Below are 15682 nucleotides of genomic sequence, written 5' to 3'. Positions count from 1 at the left end.
GCCCCCTCCCCGGGAACGCGCGCCCATGTCCGACGACAGTGGAGACAAGACAGAAGAACCGTCGCAGAAGAAGCTCGACGACTCTCGCAAGAAGGGTCAGGTCTGGAAGAGCAAGGACCTGAGCGGCGTGTCGGTGCTCGTCGTGGGTCTGGCCGCCGTGAAGGCGACCTGGGACAACGTGGAGCGGGAGATCTCCAGCCTCTTCATCTTCAGCTTCGACCACCTGGCCAAGGGCGATGACCTGGGGGATGCCACCGGGCAACTGCTCTACCTGGGGCTTCGCGCGATGTTGCTCGTGACGTTGCCGGTGCTCGCGGGTGGCGCGCTGATTGGCGGGTTGATGGAGTTCCTGCAGGTGGGCTCCCTCTTCACGTTGGATCCGCTGATGCCCAAGCTGGACAAGCTCAACCCGCTGGGCGGGTTGAAGAACATGTTCAGCAAGAAGTCGCTGGTGGAGCTGCTCAAGAACCTCATCAAGATCTCCATCACCGCCAACGTCGTCTACGGCGTGGTGCGCGACGCCATGCCCATGGTGATGGAGACGGTCCGCCAGGACACGCACACCATCATGGTCATCATGGGGGAGCTGGTGACGCGCGTGGCCACCCGCGTCGCGCTGCTCTTCGTCCTCTTCGCCATCTTCGACATCTGGTGGCAGCGCAAGTCCTTCATGAAGGACATGATGATGTCCAAGGACGATGTGAAGAAGGAGTACAAGGAGAGCGAAGGCGACCCGCACCACAAGGCCAAGCGCAAGGAGTTCCACCAGGAGATCATGGAGGGACAGCAGATGGAGGCCGTGCGGGACGCGGACGTCATCGTCACCAATCCGGACCACGTGGCCGTCGCGCTCAAGTACGACCGGGAGAAGGACGGCGCGCCCCGGGTGCTGGCCAAGGGCATGGACCACAAGGCCGAGCGCATCAAGGGCATCGCCCGCGAACAGGACGTCCCCACGCTGCGCAACGTGCCCCTGGCCCACGCGCTCCTGCGGGTGGAGGTGGGCCACGAGGTGCCCGAGGAGCTCTACGACGCGGTCGCCGAGGTCCTCAACTTCGTCTACGACCTGAAGAACGGCGGTCCCGCCCCGGTGGCCCGCGCGTGAGCGGCCCTGGAGCGGTTATCATCGGCAGGACTTCTCGGAGCGCCCCATGAGTGACGACGCCGAAATCGCCATCGCGCTGAAGTACGACAAGGAGAAGGACACCGCCCCGCGCGTGGTGGCCAAGGGGCTGAGGCTCAAGGCGGAGAAGATTCGCGCCATCGCCAAGGAGCACAACATCCCCATCATGCGCAACGTGCCCCTGGCCAACGCCCTGTACCGGGTGGAGGTGGGACAGGAAGTGCCCGAGGAGCTCTACGACGCGGTCGCCGAGGTCCTCAACTTCATCTACGAGATCCAGCGCGAACACGCGGCCGCCGGAGGGCGGTAGGGGAGGGGGGCTGGACGGCCCCCCCCTTCCTGGAGTGAGCTTCGGAGTTCACGATGGCCAGAATCAATAATCAGCCCCCCGGACCCCAGTGGCCCTGGGGGGGACCCCGCAGCGTCCGTGAGCGCCTGGTCGACCCTTCCCAGGTCGACCGCAAGAAGCTGCGCAAGACGGGCAATCCCAAGAACCCGGCGCTCGCCTCCGCGGCGCTCCTGGACTTCATCGGTCCCGCGCACTCGTCGGAGGAGCTGCGCCTGCCCCTGCCCCCTCATCCCGGCGGGCATGACGCGGACCTGGAGGGCTTCAGCGACCGGCCCCACCTGGCCAGCGTGGCGGGGCGGGGGAGCGACGAGTCGCGCCACCTGATGGAGCGGGGGCTGACGCGCATCAACGCGTCCCCGGACCGCCTGGAGCGCCTCAAGGCGCTGCTCCAGCGAGAGTCCTCCATGCTCACCCTGGTGGACCAGGTGAACGAGGAGACCAAGGAGATCATCCGGCGCATGTGGGCCGAGCAGAAGGACGAGGGTTACTAGCGCATGCCGGAGGAACCTCAGGACGAGGCCCAGCTGGCGGCTCGGCTCCAGCGTTGGGCGGATGGCAAGGCCACGCTGCGCGAGGTGCGCGGCTATTCCAACGACGAGCTCTACGCCATCGCCAAGACGGCGTACTACTTCTTCTACCAGGGCCGCATCAACGAGGCCCGGACGCTCTTCCAGGGCCTGTACGCCGTGAATCCCACGGACGGCTACTTCGCCAAGGCGCTGGGCGTGGTGGAGATGGCCGCGGGCAACGGGACGGGCGCCCTGGCCGCCTTCGACGTCGCCGCCAAGCTGTCCCCCCAGGATGCGTCCGTCTACGTCGGCCGCGCCGAGGTGAAGCTCGCCCTGGGCAAGAAGGACCTGGCCATCGAGGATCTGCGACGCGCCGCGGCAATGACGCCGGTGGATGATCCGGTGGTGCGCAAGGCCGGCGCCATGCTCACGGCGCTCGGAAAGCGTTGATTCTGGCTTGTCCCGGCGTCTGGTTGTGGCCAGACGCCGGGTAGGTGAGCCCGGAACAGTCTGTTAGGCTCGCCAGGTAAACCCCAACCCCTCGTTGTGGAGAGGTGGAGTCAGTCAATGAGCACGCAGAAGGCGAAGATGGGCCCACTGCCTCCGGAACCCGCGGAGCTGGTGGAGAAGCGCGACAAGTTGCTGGCGGAACTGGAGTCGCAGTCCAAGGTGGCCCAGGGCACCTTCCTCCAGGTGGTTCGGACGATGAAGATGCTGGTGGCCTCCACGACGCCGGGCACTCCGTTCGACGAGAAGCTCTATGGCGACGTGTCGGGCGCCCTCCAGCGCTTCATGGCCGACCCCATCCTCCCCGTGCCTCCCACGCTGGGCCTCGTGGTGTCCTACCTGTCGGAGCGCCTGAGCACCTACGGGATGACCATCCAGAACGCCGTCAAGGAGGCCAATCCGGAGCTGCACGCGAAGTTCGCGTTCGCTCCCCCGGGCGCGCAGGCCCCCGCGGCCCCCGCTGCTCCGCCGGCTCCTGCCCGCACGTCGGGCGCCCCCGCCGCCAAGGACGGCTTCGAGAGCGCTTCCAACAAGCGCTCCCTGTCCCTGGACCCGGAGGCCAGCCCGCCGCCCCCGGCAGATCCGAAGAAGGAGCAGCAGCAGCTCGAGTCCTTCAAGGCCTGGATGAAGAATCCCAGCCTTGGAAAGCTCAAGGGTTAGGCCCGTTTCCCGGGGGGGACCCGGGCCTCGCGAAAAGGCCGGAAATGATCCCGGTTAATTCGCAGGAAACTTCCGAGCCCCTCCCCCGATAATCTTTTTGTAGCCGCCGCTGCACTTCATCCCGCAGCAAAACCGAATCAATCACTGGAGAACGACCATGAGCATCTCTGCCAACTTCAACGCCGCTGCGAGCAGCATCCTGGCCGGTTCCAAGGCCTCCAACGCGATGATCGCCGCCGCCCCCGAGGATCAGCGTCCGTTCCTGCAGGCGCAGGAGCAGATGCAGCGTGAGGCGAAGCTGGTCGAGCTCATCTCGAACTCCATGAAGAAGATCGAGCAGATGCAGAGCGCGATCGTCGGCAACATGCGCGGCTAGTCGTAAGCCCGCAGCCTGCTGCACCCTGGCCTCGCAACAGCTCCTGGAGCTGGTGCGGGGCCAGTTCATTTCCAGGGCCCGGTGGAAGCACCTCGTCGGCTTGTCCGAAACTTTCCGGCCCCGTCTCACGAGAATTCCTTCACCCCACCCCTTTTGGAGAAATCCATGGTCGCTCCTGTCAATGGCGGTTCCCGTTCCACGTCCACGGCGAAAACGAGCCAGGCGGAAGCCACGCCGTCGGATCCCAAGGCCGAGCAGGCCAAGCAGCAGGCCATCATCGACGACATCGGCAAGAAGCCGGAGACCAAGCTGACCACCGAAGACCGCGCCAAGTACGCGGACGCGGTGGGCACGAACCAGGTCCTGCAGAACCAGCCGTTCCTGAGCTTCTTCTCCAAGTCCACCACGGAGAGCCTGACCAAGAAGCTGGACGCGGACGTGGCCAAGTTCACGAAGGAGAACCCGAAGGCGTCGCTCAAGGACATCGAGTCGCACGTCAAGGACCGCTTCAAGGCCCAGATGTTCAGCGCGGTGGTGGCCCAGAAGGGCGTGGACATGGCCATCGCCAACCTGAAGAAGCAGCTGCAGAAGATTCGCGACGGCTTCGACGAGTAGTGCCTTCTCGGCGTCCCCTGACTGGTGGGCTCGCTGGAGGCGGGCTAGACTCCAGGCCGCCTCCGTATTCGCCCCGGGAATGAGTCCAGATGACGACGACCCAAGCCAAGGCGCCGGTCTCCAATAATGATGGGAAGCCGCTGTCCGGCCCGGAGTTGCTCGAGCGGGCCACTCAGGGCTTCGACCTGTTCCAGGACGGCCGCTTCCAGGAGTCCCTGGCCGTCTTCGAGCAACTCGCGGCCATGGATGGCTCCGAGGCCTACTTCCAGACAGCGCTCGGCGCCTGCCACCTGGCGCTGGAGAACCTGGACCAGGCGGAGGCCCACTTCAACCGGGCCATCGAGCTGGACCCCACGGACCTGACGCCGTTCGTCAACCGGGGAGAGGTCCACCTGCGCCAGGGCAAGGTGATGGAAGCCGCCCATGACTTCAACCACGCGGTGTCCCTGGACCCCGAGGGCAAGGACCCGCTGAGCGCGCGTGCGCGCATGCTGGCGGCCGCGGCCCTGGAGAGCGTGGAGGAGGCCCAGGGGGTCTCCGACGGCGACTCTGGTCCGGACGGACGTTAAGCCCTCCCTTCGCATCTTCCGACGGACACCCCGCCCGGCTCGTGAGGCCCCCCTTGGGCCCGGGGCCGGGCGCGGACTAGGATGGCTCCCCGCTGATGTCCGCCTCCAATCCGAACAGCTTCCTCTCCAAGTACTCCGACATCGTCCTCGCGATTGTCGTGGTGTTCATCGTCGGGATGATGATCGTCCCGCTGCCCACGCTGCTGCTGGACGTGCTGCTGACGCTGAACATCAGCATCTCGGTGGTGCTGCTCCTGGTGTCCCTCTACGTGCCAGCGGCGCTGCACCTGTCGGTGTTCCCGACGCTGCTGCTCATCACCACGATGTTCCGGCTGTCGCTGACCATCTCCACCACACGTCTCATCCTGCTCACGGGCGACCCGGGAGAAGTGGTGGTGGCGTTCGGCAACTTCGTGGTGCAGGGCAACTTCGTCGTCGGCGCCATCCTCTTCATCATCCTCGTCATCGTGAACTTCATCGTCATCTCCAAGGGCTCGGAGCGTGTCGCCGAAGTGGCCGCGCGCTTCACCCTGGACGCGATGCCGGGCAAGCAGATGTCCATCGACGCGGACCTCCGCGCGGGCTCCATCGACCAGGACCAGGGCAAGAAGAAGCGCCGTGACTTGGAGCGGGAGAGCCAGCTCTTCGGCGCCATGGACGGCGCCATGAAGTTCGTGAAGGGCGACGCCATCGCCAGCATCATCATCACTGTCGTCAACATCGTCGGTGGCCTCATCATCGGCGTGACGCAGAAGGGGATGACGGCCGCGGACGCGGCGCAGAAGTACACGCTGCTCACCATCGGTGACGGCCTCGTCGGCATGATTCCCGCCATCCTCGTCTCCACCTGCGCCGGCATCATCGTGACGCGCGTCGGTGGTGATGAAGAGGGCGCGCACCTGGGCAAGGACATCGGCACGCAGCTCACCGCGTACCCGAAGGCCATCGCCATCGCCGCGGGCATGCTCATCGTCCTGGGCCTCGTCCCGGGTCTGCCCAAGATTCCCTTCTTCCTGCTGGGCGCGGGCGCGGGCTTCGGCGCGTGGACGATGCTCAAGAAGAAGCGCGAGTCGGAGATGGTGGAGGAGGCCGGTCCGGCCATGGAGTCGGACCTGGGCACGCCGATGTCCTCGGAGCCCGCGCCCAAGGAGCCGATGAATCCGGACTCCGAGCTCTTCATCCCCGTCGTCACGCCCATCGTCCTGGAGGTCTCCGACGCGCTGGTGCCGTACGTGGACTCGCGCCAGGACAACGGGAAGTTCCTCTTCGAGCTCATCCCGTTCATGCGCGACGGCCTCTTCATCGAGCTCGGCGTGCGCTTCCCGGGCGTGCGCGCGCGCGGCAACTCGTCGCTGCCGCCGGGCGCCTACCAGGTGCAGATCAACGAGGTGCCCGTCGTCACCGGTCAGGCCACGCTGGGCCACGTGCTCGTCAACGACACGGTGGACCGCCTGCGCCTGATGAACATCCAGGGCTTCGAGGCCATCAACCCCGCCACCCGCCAGCCGGCCGCGTGGGTGCCCGAGCAGCACCGCGACACCCTGGAGGCCGCGGGCCTGACGACGTGGGACGTGCCCGGCTACATCATCCTGCACGTGGCCGCGGTGCTGCGGCGCAACGCGCGGGAGTTCGTCGGCGTGCAGGAGACGCAGACGATGCTGGAGCAGTTGGAGAAGGCGTTCCCCGCCATCGTCAAGGAGGTCATCCCCAAGGTCGTCAACGTGCTGAAGTTGACCGACATCCTCCAGCGGCTCGTGGAGGAGGAGATCTCCATCCGTGATTTGCGCGGCATCCTCCAGGCCCTGGCGGAGTACGGGCAGGTGGAGGCGGACAACGTCATGCTCACCGAGCACGTCCGCGCCTCGCAGCGCCGCTACATCTCCCACAAGTACGCGCGCGGCAGCGGCACCCTCGTGGTGTACCTGTTGGATCCGAACATCGAGGAGGCCATCCGCGGCTCCATCAAGCGGACCTCCGCGGGCGCGCACCTGGCGCTCGAGCCGGAGCTGGCGCAGGAAATCGTCCAGGCCGTCCGCTCCGAGTGTGGCCACCTGCCGCCCAGCGCCCAGCGCCCCGTCATCCTCACCGCCATGGATATCCGGCGCTACGTCCGCAAGCTGCTGGAGTACGAGTTCAACCCCTCGTTCTCCGTCCTCAGCTACCAGGAGCTGTCCCCCGAGCTGAACATCCAGCCGGTGGCTCGCATCTCCACCCGGTAGCCGCGTTGACCCGGGGTCGGTCCTCGCCGACCCGTCACCGTTCTGATCGGAATCCTTGCGCTTCAACGCAACTTCCGACGCGCGCTGTCGAGAATGGAAGTACGGCGGGAATGCGCGCTTCAGGGCGTGGGATTCCCCGAGATTCGGGAGGAAGTCATGACGAGTGTCACCCAAGCCGGCAACGCTCCCCGTACCACCAGCACTGGCAACACGAAGGTCGGGCTGAGTGAGACGGAGCTGACGAAGAACCTCGGGCTCATCGAGAACACGGTGGAGCGCGCCCTCTCGGAGATCGAGTCGGCGGTGAAGCAGCTCAAGCAGCTGGACGAGAACTCGTTCGCGGCCGGGGCTCCCCGTCCTGGCGACACGGCCTCGACGGCGGGCACGGGCGGCGCCTTCCCCACGGAGAAGCCGGTCCTCACCGAGGACACCTTCCGTCCCCCCGACAAGCTGAAGGTGGACGACAAGGGCACCATCACCACGCCGGGCGGCTACAAGATTGAGCAGCTGGGCCAGTTCGAGTGGAAGATCTCCGGCCCGGACGGCAAGAACACCCGCATCTGGGGTGACCCGCACGTCGACGAGAGCGACGGCGGCAAGTTCGACTTCAAGCGCAACACCACGTTCAAGCTGCCGGACGGCACGGAGATCAACTGCTCCACCGTGCCCTGGGGCAACGCGGGCATGACGGTGACGGGCAAGCTGGACATCACCAACGGCGCGGACCACATCGCCGTGACGGACATCGACAAGGGCAAGGGCAAGGTCGGTGAGCTGACGAAGGACGGCTACGAGACGACGGTCGCCTTCCAGTGGGACGACGCGTTCAAGAACAACAGCCGGGACTTGCTCGTCATGGGCAAGGACTCCGACGACTGGGCGAACGTGGGCAAGGAAGTCATCGGCGACGAGGGTGGCGGCGCCACCTTCAAGCACGGCAAGGATTTGGAGTTCCAGTACAAGGAGACTCCGTCCCTGCTGACGATGCTGCCCGAGCCGGCCAAGGAGAAGAAGGACGCCAAGACGGCGGACGTGTCCAAGCAGCGTGACGCGCTGATGCAGCAGATCTCCGACCACGTCAGCCGCGCCATCTCCGAGCTGGGCAAGTCCAAGGAGTCCGAGAAGGACCAGCCCATCGAGGACCGCTTCAAGTCGGTCACCAAGATGTTCAAGGCCTTGGATGAGATCAACTCGCTGAATGATATGATCAAGCCTCGGAACGTCTTCTTCTGACCTTGACCCGCAGGTAGAGGGGCCCACGCGTGGGGCCCCTCGCGAGGTGGCCGTGAGCAGCAAACCGGAGAGCGAAGCCCCGTCGGATGTTCGGATTCCGAAGGCCCTGACGGAGAAGCTCGTCCGCGGGGAGCTGCAGTTGGGCCAGTTCCTCGGGATGACGCGCGAGCGGCTCTTCGACTACGCCGGCATGGGCCACAGCATGCTGCAGGCCGGCCGCACCCGCCTCGCCCTGGAGATCTTCCAGGGCCTGGTGACGGCGGCGCCCCGTGAGCCCGCCTTCCTTACCCAGCTGGGCGCTACCTACCTGACGCTGGAGCGCACCGACGAGGCGTTCGACGCCTTCCAGCGCGCGCTCGCGGTGGAGCGCTCCAACGTGGACGCGCTGGTGGGCCGCGGTGAGCTGCTGCTGCGCCGGGGCAACATCCCCGACGGGCTCAAGGACCTGAGCCGCGCGATTGAACTGGACCCGAGGCTCCAGAAGCGCTCCACCCAGCGCGCGCGGAGCACGTTGCTCGCCCTCAAGTCGCAGGCGGAGCAGATCAAGGGACGCCCGGCGTCCTCGCAGAAGAAGTAGCGGTCGGCGGCGGATCAGCGTGGGGCGCCTTCACCTGGCGCTCCCTGTCCGCGCGCTCAGGCGCCAGCGACCACGGCGATGAGCAGCACCAGGAACACCAACCCCACCAGACCCATGACGACGAGCGGGACGAGCTTCTGCTTGTCCTTGAGCGCGGCCAGGGCTCCACCCGGCGCCACCTCGTCGGGGAGGGACGTCTCGGCGGAGGGCTGGATGGGCTCCTCCGGCTCCGGAGGGACGGGCTCCGGCTCGGGCTCCGGGGGCGCGGGTTCGGGCTCTGGAGGCGCGGGCTCCGGCTCTGGCTCCGGGGGCTTCACTTCCTTGCGCACCGGGGCGGGACGCTGGGGCGACGGGGGCGGGGCCTTCTTGATGTCCGTGGCGAGCTGGACCTGCTCCTCGGCGGGCTCGCTCGGGTCCACGTAGAGGAAGCGCGTGCCGCCCACCTCCAACTCGTCGTTGTCCTTGAGGGCCCTGCGGTTCACCCGCTTCTTGTTGACCTTGATGCCGTTGCGGCTGCCCAGGTCCTCGACGTGGGTGCCGGACCAGTCGCGGCGAATCTTGGCGTGCTTGCGGGAGGTGAGGTCGTCCTTGAGGACGATGTCCGCCTCCTTCTCGTCACGGCCGATGACGAGCTCCTTCGCGTCGGCGATTTCGATGCGCTCGCCTTCGCGCGGGCCGTTCATGATGCGCAGGTAGCGCTCCTCGGCGCTGGACAGCCCCCTCATCACGTCCTTCAGGTTGCCCCGGGCGATGAAGGACGTCTTCTCCGAGTTGACGTCGCCGTTGAGCTCCGTGACGCGATCAAACTTCACGTCGTACTGGGCGATGGCGATGACGTCGCCGTTGCGCAAGAGGCGCTTCTCGCCCTTGGGCAGGGGCTTGCCGTTGATCTGCGTGCCGTAGGCGCTGCCCAGGTCCTCGAGGAAGAAGAGGTTGCCCTCCTGGACGATGCGCGCGTGGTTGCGCGACACCGCCTGCTGGGCGAGCACCACCTGGCAGGACTTGTCCCGTCCCAGGGTGATGACCGAGTCGCCGAGGACGAGCTCAGTGCCCTGGGCTCCGGCCTCGCTGCGCTGCGTGACGGTGAGACGGACGCTCATCGAGGGGGTGGTGGTACGTGCGGGAAACGGCGGGGCATCAGAACGTCGCGTTGCTCAGGTACTTCTCGCACGCCTGATACTCGGTGGGGAACTCTTCCGACGTCGCGTACTTCAGGAAGTTCTTGCAGGCGATTTCCGCGTGCTCGTGCTTGTTGGCGTCCTGGAAGAGCTCGAAGAGCCCGTAGTGGCAGGGGGCGAACTTCGACTCCAGCTTCACGCACTTCTTGTAAGTGGTCTCCTCCTCGGCCAACAGCCCCTTCTCCCGGAACTGGCGGGCCAGCATGAACAGGGCAGGGGCGGAGTTCTCCGCCTGCTGTGTGTCCTTGACCTCCTTGAAGGCCGCGTCCGTGAGCGCCGCCTTGCGCTGGGCCAGCGCGAGGTTGTTGGTGCAGTTGGTCGCCTTGGGGTTGAGCTGGGCGCAGTTGGAGAAGGCCTCGCGCGCATCGGCGTAGCGGCTCAGCTCCATCAGCGTGTTGCCGTAGTCATGCCACGCGTCGGGGTTGTTCGGGTCCAACGCCACCGATTGCGCCATGGCCTCCGCCGCATCCTCGAACTGGTCCTCCCCGAAGGCGATGATGCCCAGCGTGTGGTGGGCCGCCGCGAGGTTGGGGTTCACGGCGAGCAGGGTGCGCAGCTCCTTCTTGGCCTCCGTGAACTTGCGCATCTTCATCAGCGTGTACGCCAGGTTGTAGCGCGTATCCAGGTTATCCGGATTTACCTTGAGGGCGCGGCGGAAGTTGTCGTGCGCCTTTCCGTAGGCGCCTTCCTCGTTATAGATGGCGCCGAGGTTCTGGTAGGCCTGGAGGTGCTCCTGGTTGTAGCGGAGCGCCTTGATGAAGTGCTTCTTGGCCTCGTCGTTGTTGCCGTTGGCCATGGCGATGAGACCCTTGTTGACCCACAGGTCGGCGTACTGGGGGGAGAACTCCAGGCCTAGGTCGCAGTACACGTCCGCGCGGACCAGGTCGCCGTTGTGCAGTTCCTGGGTGCACAGCTCGTTGTTGATGAGGGCGCGCTCATGGGGCGGCGGCGTGGTGAGGCAGCCGGCGAGCGGGAGCGTGAGGACCAGGGAAAGCGCGGAGGCGAGGCGGGCAAGACGCATGGCCGGCCGAGTGTAGGAGAGCGCCCCCTCCCGTGCAACGCCCCGGCGGGGCTGAATCCGGGCTGATTTCCGGGGGTTGCACCGGTTAGAGTGGACGCCCATGCGTACCTTGCTCTGCACTCTCACCTTCACCCTGGCCCTGCTTGGGGCCGCCCCGGCTCACGCCCAGTTCGCCAATCGCAGTCTCGGGTTGTCGCTGGGGTACATGGATTTCAACCGCACCAACGGGTTGGATGACGCGTTCTTCGTGGGCATCGACGCCAGCCTCTACATCGAGAACGGCTTCGAGGTGGTGTCCCTGTCGAAGATCGCCTTCCCGCGCGACTCGACGGACCCCAACAACAAGCGCGTGGTGGGCCTGGCCCCGTCGCTGGGCCTGCGCTACCTCCTGCTCGAGGAGAGCATCCGCCCCTACGTCGGCTCCGACATCAGCTACCTCGTGGTCTTCAAGGAGAGCACGAGCAACTTCGTGGGCATCGGTCCCAACGTGGGCGTGGACTTCTTCACGTCGGACTCGGTGAGCGTGGGGTTGCGGGCGCAGTACAACTTCTACATCGCCCTCAACGAGAAGACGCAGACGTCGCTGACGCTGTCCGCGGGCATCTCCGCGTACTTCTAGCGACTCACCCCAGGGCCCGGGCGCGCGGAGGTTGGGCGCCGCGCGGGGCCTTGGAGGGCAGCAGGGCGGCGGCCACCAGCAAGGTCCACTTCTCGTCGGAGAGGTGGTCTGGCTTCTCCATGGCCAGCGCGTCCTGCAGTCGGGCGCCCAGCGCGGCGAACAGGCGCAGCCGGGCCTCCATCCGGAGCTCCTCGCGGCGCAGGGCCGCGGTGAGCACCAGCTCCCGCTCCTCCGTGGACAGCCGCTTCACGCGAGAGACGAAGAGGGGGTCCGCCAGCAGGCCCTCCTCGCCGGAGGCGTTGATGGCGGAGGGCACCTTCAGTCGCCGCTCGCGCACGACGATGGTGCCGGCCAGCATGTCCCCCAGCCGCTGCTGCGAGCCGGACACGAGCGCGGCCACCCCACCCACGAGGTAGAAGAAGGGGAGCCGGTCCACCGGACGCGCCAGGTTGCGAAGGGCCGCGTGGTAGAAGCCGATGCGCACGCCGCTCTCCTGGATGACTCGCAGGGAGAGAGCGCGCTTGCCCACCGTCTGACCGCTCCAGGCCGTCTCCAGGGTGATGCCGTAGCCCCAGTCCACCAGGAAGTAGACGACGATGCCCAGCGCGCTGGCCACGCCGGGAAACGCCGACATGATCAAGCCCAGCCCCATCATCACCGCCAGGCTGACGGTGAGGACGATGACCGCGTCGAGCAGCCACGCCAGGAAGCGTGAATACAGCCCCGCGAGAGTGAAGCGGAACTCCACGTACTCAGGTGTGAGCACCGTGTGGGTGCCGTCCAGCAGGGTGTCTGTGGCCATCGTCACCGGCGCAGTGTAGCCGCGTCCCCGCACCGGCGGGGGTCCTCCGAGGTTGCTCCGGGTATGTCCCGCTGACACCTCCCGCCTCATGCCAGCCCGAACACCAGGCAGGAGGGAGCCAAGGGGGGCGCAGGCGGGCGGCCGACTGTGTTATTCATGGCTGTCGGGGTGGTGGGGTAGCCTCCCCGCCCCTCGCGAATCCGTGGCCCCCTCCGACACATCATCTTGGAACCGCCGATTGTGGCCGGCGGCTGCCTTCCAGTTCGCGCTCATCGCCGGGGTGACGCAGCTGAAGACGGCGGCCAACGCGCTGGTCCTGTCGCGCTTCGAGTCGCAGGCGTTGCCCTACCTGTACCTGCTGGGGGCCCTCATCACCGCCGCGCTGACGGTGCTGCCGCGCTTCAAGCCGAACTCGCCACTGGACTCGCCGGGCGTGCTGACGGGGCTGGGTGGGGTGATTGCGCTGGGGCTGGCCGCGGCGCTGTCCGCGGGGCAGCGCACCCCGGCGCTGGCGCTGTACCTGTTCGCGGACACCTTCTCCACGTTCGTGTCCTTCCGGTTCTGGTCGCGGATGGCGTCGGCCTTCGATGCGCGGGAGGCCCGGCGGGCCTTCACGGCGCTCAATGGCTTCGCCATGGGCGGCGGCATCGTCGGCGGCCTGTTGGTGCAAGGCCTGGCGGAGCCGCTGGGCACACCCGCCATCGTGGTGAGCGGCGCGCTGGGCCTGCTGGCCGCGGGTGCCATCTTCCACCACCTGTATCGCGGCGTGCCTCCGCCTCCACCGCGCGGCCGTCCGGCCCCCACGTCGTTCATGGCGTTCAGCTACCTGGCGGAGAGCCCGTACGCGCAGGTGCTCGCGGCGCTGGGCATCTCCTTCGCGGTGCTGTCGTCCTTCGTGGACTACCTCTTCCGCCTGCGCCTGGAGGGCACGCTGAGCGAGGACGCGCTGACCGCGCTCTTCGGCTCCCTGCAGCTGTGGATAGGCATGTTCTGCGTGGCCTTCCAACTGCTCCTCACGCAGCCGCTGCTGCGACGGCTGGGGCTCCTGCGCTACGTGGCACTGGTGCCGTTGGTGCTCGCGCCGCTGGCCGGGGCGACGCTCCTCACGCCCAGCCTGGCGCCCGTGCATCTGCTGCGCCTGGTCGAGACGGCCGTGAGCTACTCCATCCTCCCGGTGGGCATCCAGTTGCTGTACGCGGCGGTGCCGGATGATCAGCGCGAGGGCCTGCGTGTCGCGGTGGACGGACTGCTCCGCAAGAGCGGCGTGGTGGTGGCCGGTCTGCTGCTCATCGGCGCGGGGCGCGCGGCCACGGGCGCGACGATGGCGTTGGCGGTGATGGGCATGTGCCTGGGGCTCGTGCTGCTGCTGGTACGACTCAGGCCGGCGTATGTGGCGGCCCTGGGCGAGCAGGTGGGCGCGGCCGAGGACGAAGAAGTCGCGCTGGATGGCGAGGAGGAGCAGCGCCTGCTGGCGGAGGCCCTGTCCGCGCCCACGCCGGACCGCGTGCTGCGCGCGGTGGACCTGATGGCGCAGGCCGAAGTACCGCTGCGACAGCACCTGCCCGCGCTGCTGCGCCATCCGCACGAGCGAGTGCTCGAGCGGGGCGTGGCCCTGGCGCTGGAGCTGGATGCGCGGGAGCTGGCGCCGGTGCTGGAGCGACTGGTGGAGGAGGGGCCCCGACGCCCTCGGGACCAGGCCGTCTGGGCCCTGGCCCGCCTGTCTCCGGAGCGGGCAGAGCGGCTGTTGCCGGCGTTGCTCAACCACCCGGACGTGGGACTGCGGTGCGCGGCCATCGGCGCGCTGGTGAAGACGACGGGGAGTTCGGTGGCGCTGGCCTCGCTCCAGGAGTTGCTCGCGCGAGGCGAGGGCGCGCCCGTGGTGGAGCGTCGCGAGGTGGCGAAGCTGCTGGGGCGGCTCCAGGACACGCGCTTCACCGATGCGCTGGCGCGCTACCTCGATGATGGGGACAGCACGGTGCGCCGCGTGACGCTGGCCGCGGTGGGTGAGGGTGGCTATGTGGACCTGGCCCCTCGGCTGTTGCCGTTCCTCACCTGGCGCGAGGAGCGCAAGACGGCTCGTGAAGCCCTGGTCGCGCTGGGCGACGTGGTGACTCCGCTGGTCGAGGAGCACCTCAACAACAAGAAGGCGCCGCTGGCGATGCGGCTGCAACTGCCTCGCGTGCTGCGCGGCATCGGTACGCCGGCGGCGCTGGATGCGCTGCTGTTCTCCAACGTGCGCGACGATGCGTCACTGCACTTCCGCATCGGCGCGCAGCTGTCGCGGCTGCGGGATGAACACCCCGAGCACCCGGTGGACGTGGACCGCGTGCGCGAGGCCCTGGTCCGGCGACGCGACGTGTATCGGGCGCTGGTGGGGGCCTATCGCGACGTGCGCGCGGCGCTGGGTGACGGCTCGCTGCTCACCCGTGCGGTGGGCGACCGGTTGGACCAGGCGCTCGAACTCTCGTTCTTCCTGCTGGGGCTCCTGGACTCGTCGCATCGCATGCGCGGCATCCACTACAACCTGGTGGGACAGGATGCGCGTCGACGCGCGTTGGCGCTGGAGCTGCTGGACAACCTGCTCTCGGAAGAGGACCGCGAGCTGGTGATGGAGCAGGTGGAGGCGCACCATCGGGAGTTGCCGCCGGGGGCCTCAGGCCGGTTGTGGCGCAGGCTGGCGGCGTTGGTGCAGAGCGAGGATGTGGTGCTGCGCGCGTGCGCTCGACATATCGCGCGGGTGAATGGGCTGGATGTGCTCCCGCAGGAGGGTGAGTTGAGCGACCGGATTGTCCAACGGATGTTCGCCCTGGAGGGCGTGAGCGTCTTCTCGCAGAGCGACGTGGACGACATCGCGGCCATCGCCGCCGTGGCTCGCGAGGGCGCCTTCCGCGCGGGTGAGCGCATCTACGCGCAGGGTGACCCGGGCGACGCGCTCTACGTCATCGTCGAGGGCGCCATCGACGCGTTCCACGACGGCGAGCACGTGCTGCGCTTCCAGGGCAAGCAGGCCTTTGGAGAGGTGAGCCTGCTGGACGGCGCGCCGCGTCCCACGGACATGGTGGCCGCGGTGGACACGCGCGTGCTCATCATCGACCGGCGAGACTTCCTGGACCTGCTCGCGGACCGGCCCGAACTGCTCACCGGCTTCTTCCGCGCGGTGAGCCTCCAGCTCCAGGCGCTCATCGCGCTGCCCGACTCGCGCGAGACGGGCGAGCGACTGGAGATGACGGCGCCGCTGCCTCCCGTGGCTCCTCCGCTGCCCACGGGCCCCGCTCCCGATTCCCCCGAGCCGACCGAGAAGCGCACGCGCGGCGGCGACGCCTGA

16 protein-coding genes are annotated in these 15682 nt (G+C 67.5%); 13 read left to right on the top strand and 3 right to left on the bottom strand.

Translation table 11 applies throughout. The features are described from left to right. Positions 1 to 25: 25 nt before the first annotated feature. The 11 genes from sctU (at position 26) to HUA75_RS21130 (ending at position 8737) form a co-directional block, all read left to right on the top strand. Positions 26 to 1105, top strand: a complete 1080-nt coding sequence (gene sctU, locus HUA75_RS21180) for a type III secretion system export apparatus subunit SctU (protein ID WP_141647469.1) — start codon at positions 26 to 28, stop codon at positions 1103 to 1105. Between the two features lie 46 nt (positions 1106 to 1151). Then, on the top strand, positions 1152 to 1433 hold the full coding sequence (locus HUA75_RS21175; RefSeq protein WP_141647468.1) for an EscU/YscU/HrcU family type III secretion system export apparatus switch protein: 282 nt from the start codon (positions 1152 to 1154) through the stop codon (positions 1431 to 1433). A 53-nt stretch (positions 1434 to 1486) separates the two neighbouring features. After that, positions 1487 to 1963, top strand: a complete 477-nt coding sequence (locus tag HUA75_RS21170; RefSeq protein ID WP_141647467.1) for a hypothetical protein — start codon at positions 1487 to 1489, stop codon at positions 1961 to 1963. 3 nt (positions 1964 to 1966) lie between these two features. Then, on the top strand, positions 1967 to 2431 hold the full coding sequence (locus HUA75_RS21165) for a SycD/LcrH family type III secretion system chaperone (protein ID WP_174487392.1): 465 nt from the start codon (positions 1967 to 1969) through the stop codon (positions 2429 to 2431). 117 nt (positions 2432 to 2548) lie between these two features. Beyond that, the gene (locus tag HUA75_RS21160) at positions 2549 to 3148 is read left to right on the top strand and encodes a hypothetical protein (protein WP_174461811.1); all 600 of its coding nucleotides are present in this window, start codon (positions 2549 to 2551) and stop codon (positions 3146 to 3148) included. A gap of 157 nt (positions 3149 to 3305) precedes the next feature. Then, positions 3306 to 3524 (top strand): hypothetical protein, encoded by a 219-nt coding sequence (locus tag HUA75_RS21155; protein WP_141647464.1) that lies wholly within the window; start codon positions 3306 to 3308, stop codon positions 3522 to 3524. Between the two features lie 165 nt (positions 3525 to 3689). Beyond that, positions 3690 to 4139 (top strand): hypothetical protein, encoded by a 450-nt coding sequence (locus HUA75_RS21150; protein ID WP_174461812.1) that lies wholly within the window; start codon positions 3690 to 3692, stop codon positions 4137 to 4139. Between the two features lie 89 nt (positions 4140 to 4228). Next, a complete protein-coding gene (locus HUA75_RS47760) occupies positions 4229 to 4708 on the top strand; it encodes a tetratricopeptide repeat protein (protein ID WP_141647462.1) in 480 nt (159 codons plus the stop codon). A 95-nt stretch (positions 4709 to 4803) separates the two neighbouring features. Further along, complete coding sequence (gene sctV / locus HUA75_RS21140) at positions 4804 to 6927, top strand: type III secretion system export apparatus subunit SctV (RefSeq protein ID WP_141647461.1); 2124 nt, start codon at positions 4804 to 4806, stop codon at positions 6925 to 6927. Positions 6928 to 7083: 156 nt separating this feature from the next. Continuing rightward, positions 7084 to 8160, top strand: a complete 1077-nt coding sequence (locus tag HUA75_RS21135) for a DUF1521 domain-containing protein (protein WP_174457183.1) — start codon at positions 7084 to 7086, stop codon at positions 8158 to 8160. Between the two features lie 52 nt (positions 8161 to 8212). Then, a complete protein-coding gene (locus HUA75_RS21130) occupies positions 8213 to 8737 on the top strand; it encodes a tetratricopeptide repeat protein (RefSeq protein ID WP_246137666.1) in 525 nt (174 codons plus the stop codon). Positions 8738 to 8793: 56 nt separating this feature from the next. Here HUA75_RS21130 and HUA75_RS21125 read toward each other — a convergent pair whose 3' ends face one another. Further along, entirely contained in the window at positions 8794 to 9837 is a 1044-nt protein-coding gene (locus HUA75_RS21125) for an FHA domain-containing protein (protein ID WP_174457182.1), read from the bottom strand. Positions 9838 to 9874: 37 nt separating this feature from the next. Then, a complete protein-coding gene (locus HUA75_RS21120; RefSeq protein ID WP_174457181.1) occupies positions 9875 to 10936 on the bottom strand; it encodes a lipopolysaccharide assembly protein LapB in 1062 nt (353 codons plus the stop codon). A 100-nt stretch (positions 10937 to 11036) separates the two neighbouring features. On the opposite strand from HUA75_RS21120, the gene HUA75_RS21115 reads away from it, so the two are divergent. After that, the gene (locus tag HUA75_RS21115; protein WP_141646955.1) at positions 11037 to 11555 is read left to right on the top strand and encodes an outer membrane beta-barrel protein; all 519 of its coding nucleotides are present in this window, start codon (positions 11037 to 11039) and stop codon (positions 11553 to 11555) included. 4 nt (positions 11556 to 11559) lie between these two features. Here HUA75_RS21115 and HUA75_RS21110 read toward each other — a convergent pair whose 3' ends face one another. Further along, positions 11560 to 12357 (bottom strand): RDD family protein, encoded by a 798-nt coding sequence (locus tag HUA75_RS21110; protein WP_174468798.1) that lies wholly within the window; start codon positions 12355 to 12357, stop codon positions 11560 to 11562. Between the two features lie 202 nt (positions 12358 to 12559). Here HUA75_RS21110 and HUA75_RS21105 point away from each other — a divergent pair, with 202 nt between their 5' ends. After that, entirely contained in the window at positions 12560 to 15682 is a 3123-nt protein-coding gene (locus HUA75_RS21105) for a cyclic nucleotide-binding domain-containing protein (RefSeq protein WP_141646953.1), read from the top strand.

It is taken from the genome of Myxococcus sp. CA040A (assembly GCF_013336725.1).
Classification (GTDB): Bacteria; Myxococcota; Myxococcia; order Myxococcales; family Myxococcaceae; genus Myxococcus; species Myxococcus llanfairpwllgwyngyllgogerychwyrndrobwllllantysiliogogogochensis.
The sequence above is the reverse complement of the archived record's forward strand: the minus strand, read 5'-3'. Positions and strand labels throughout refer to the sequence as shown.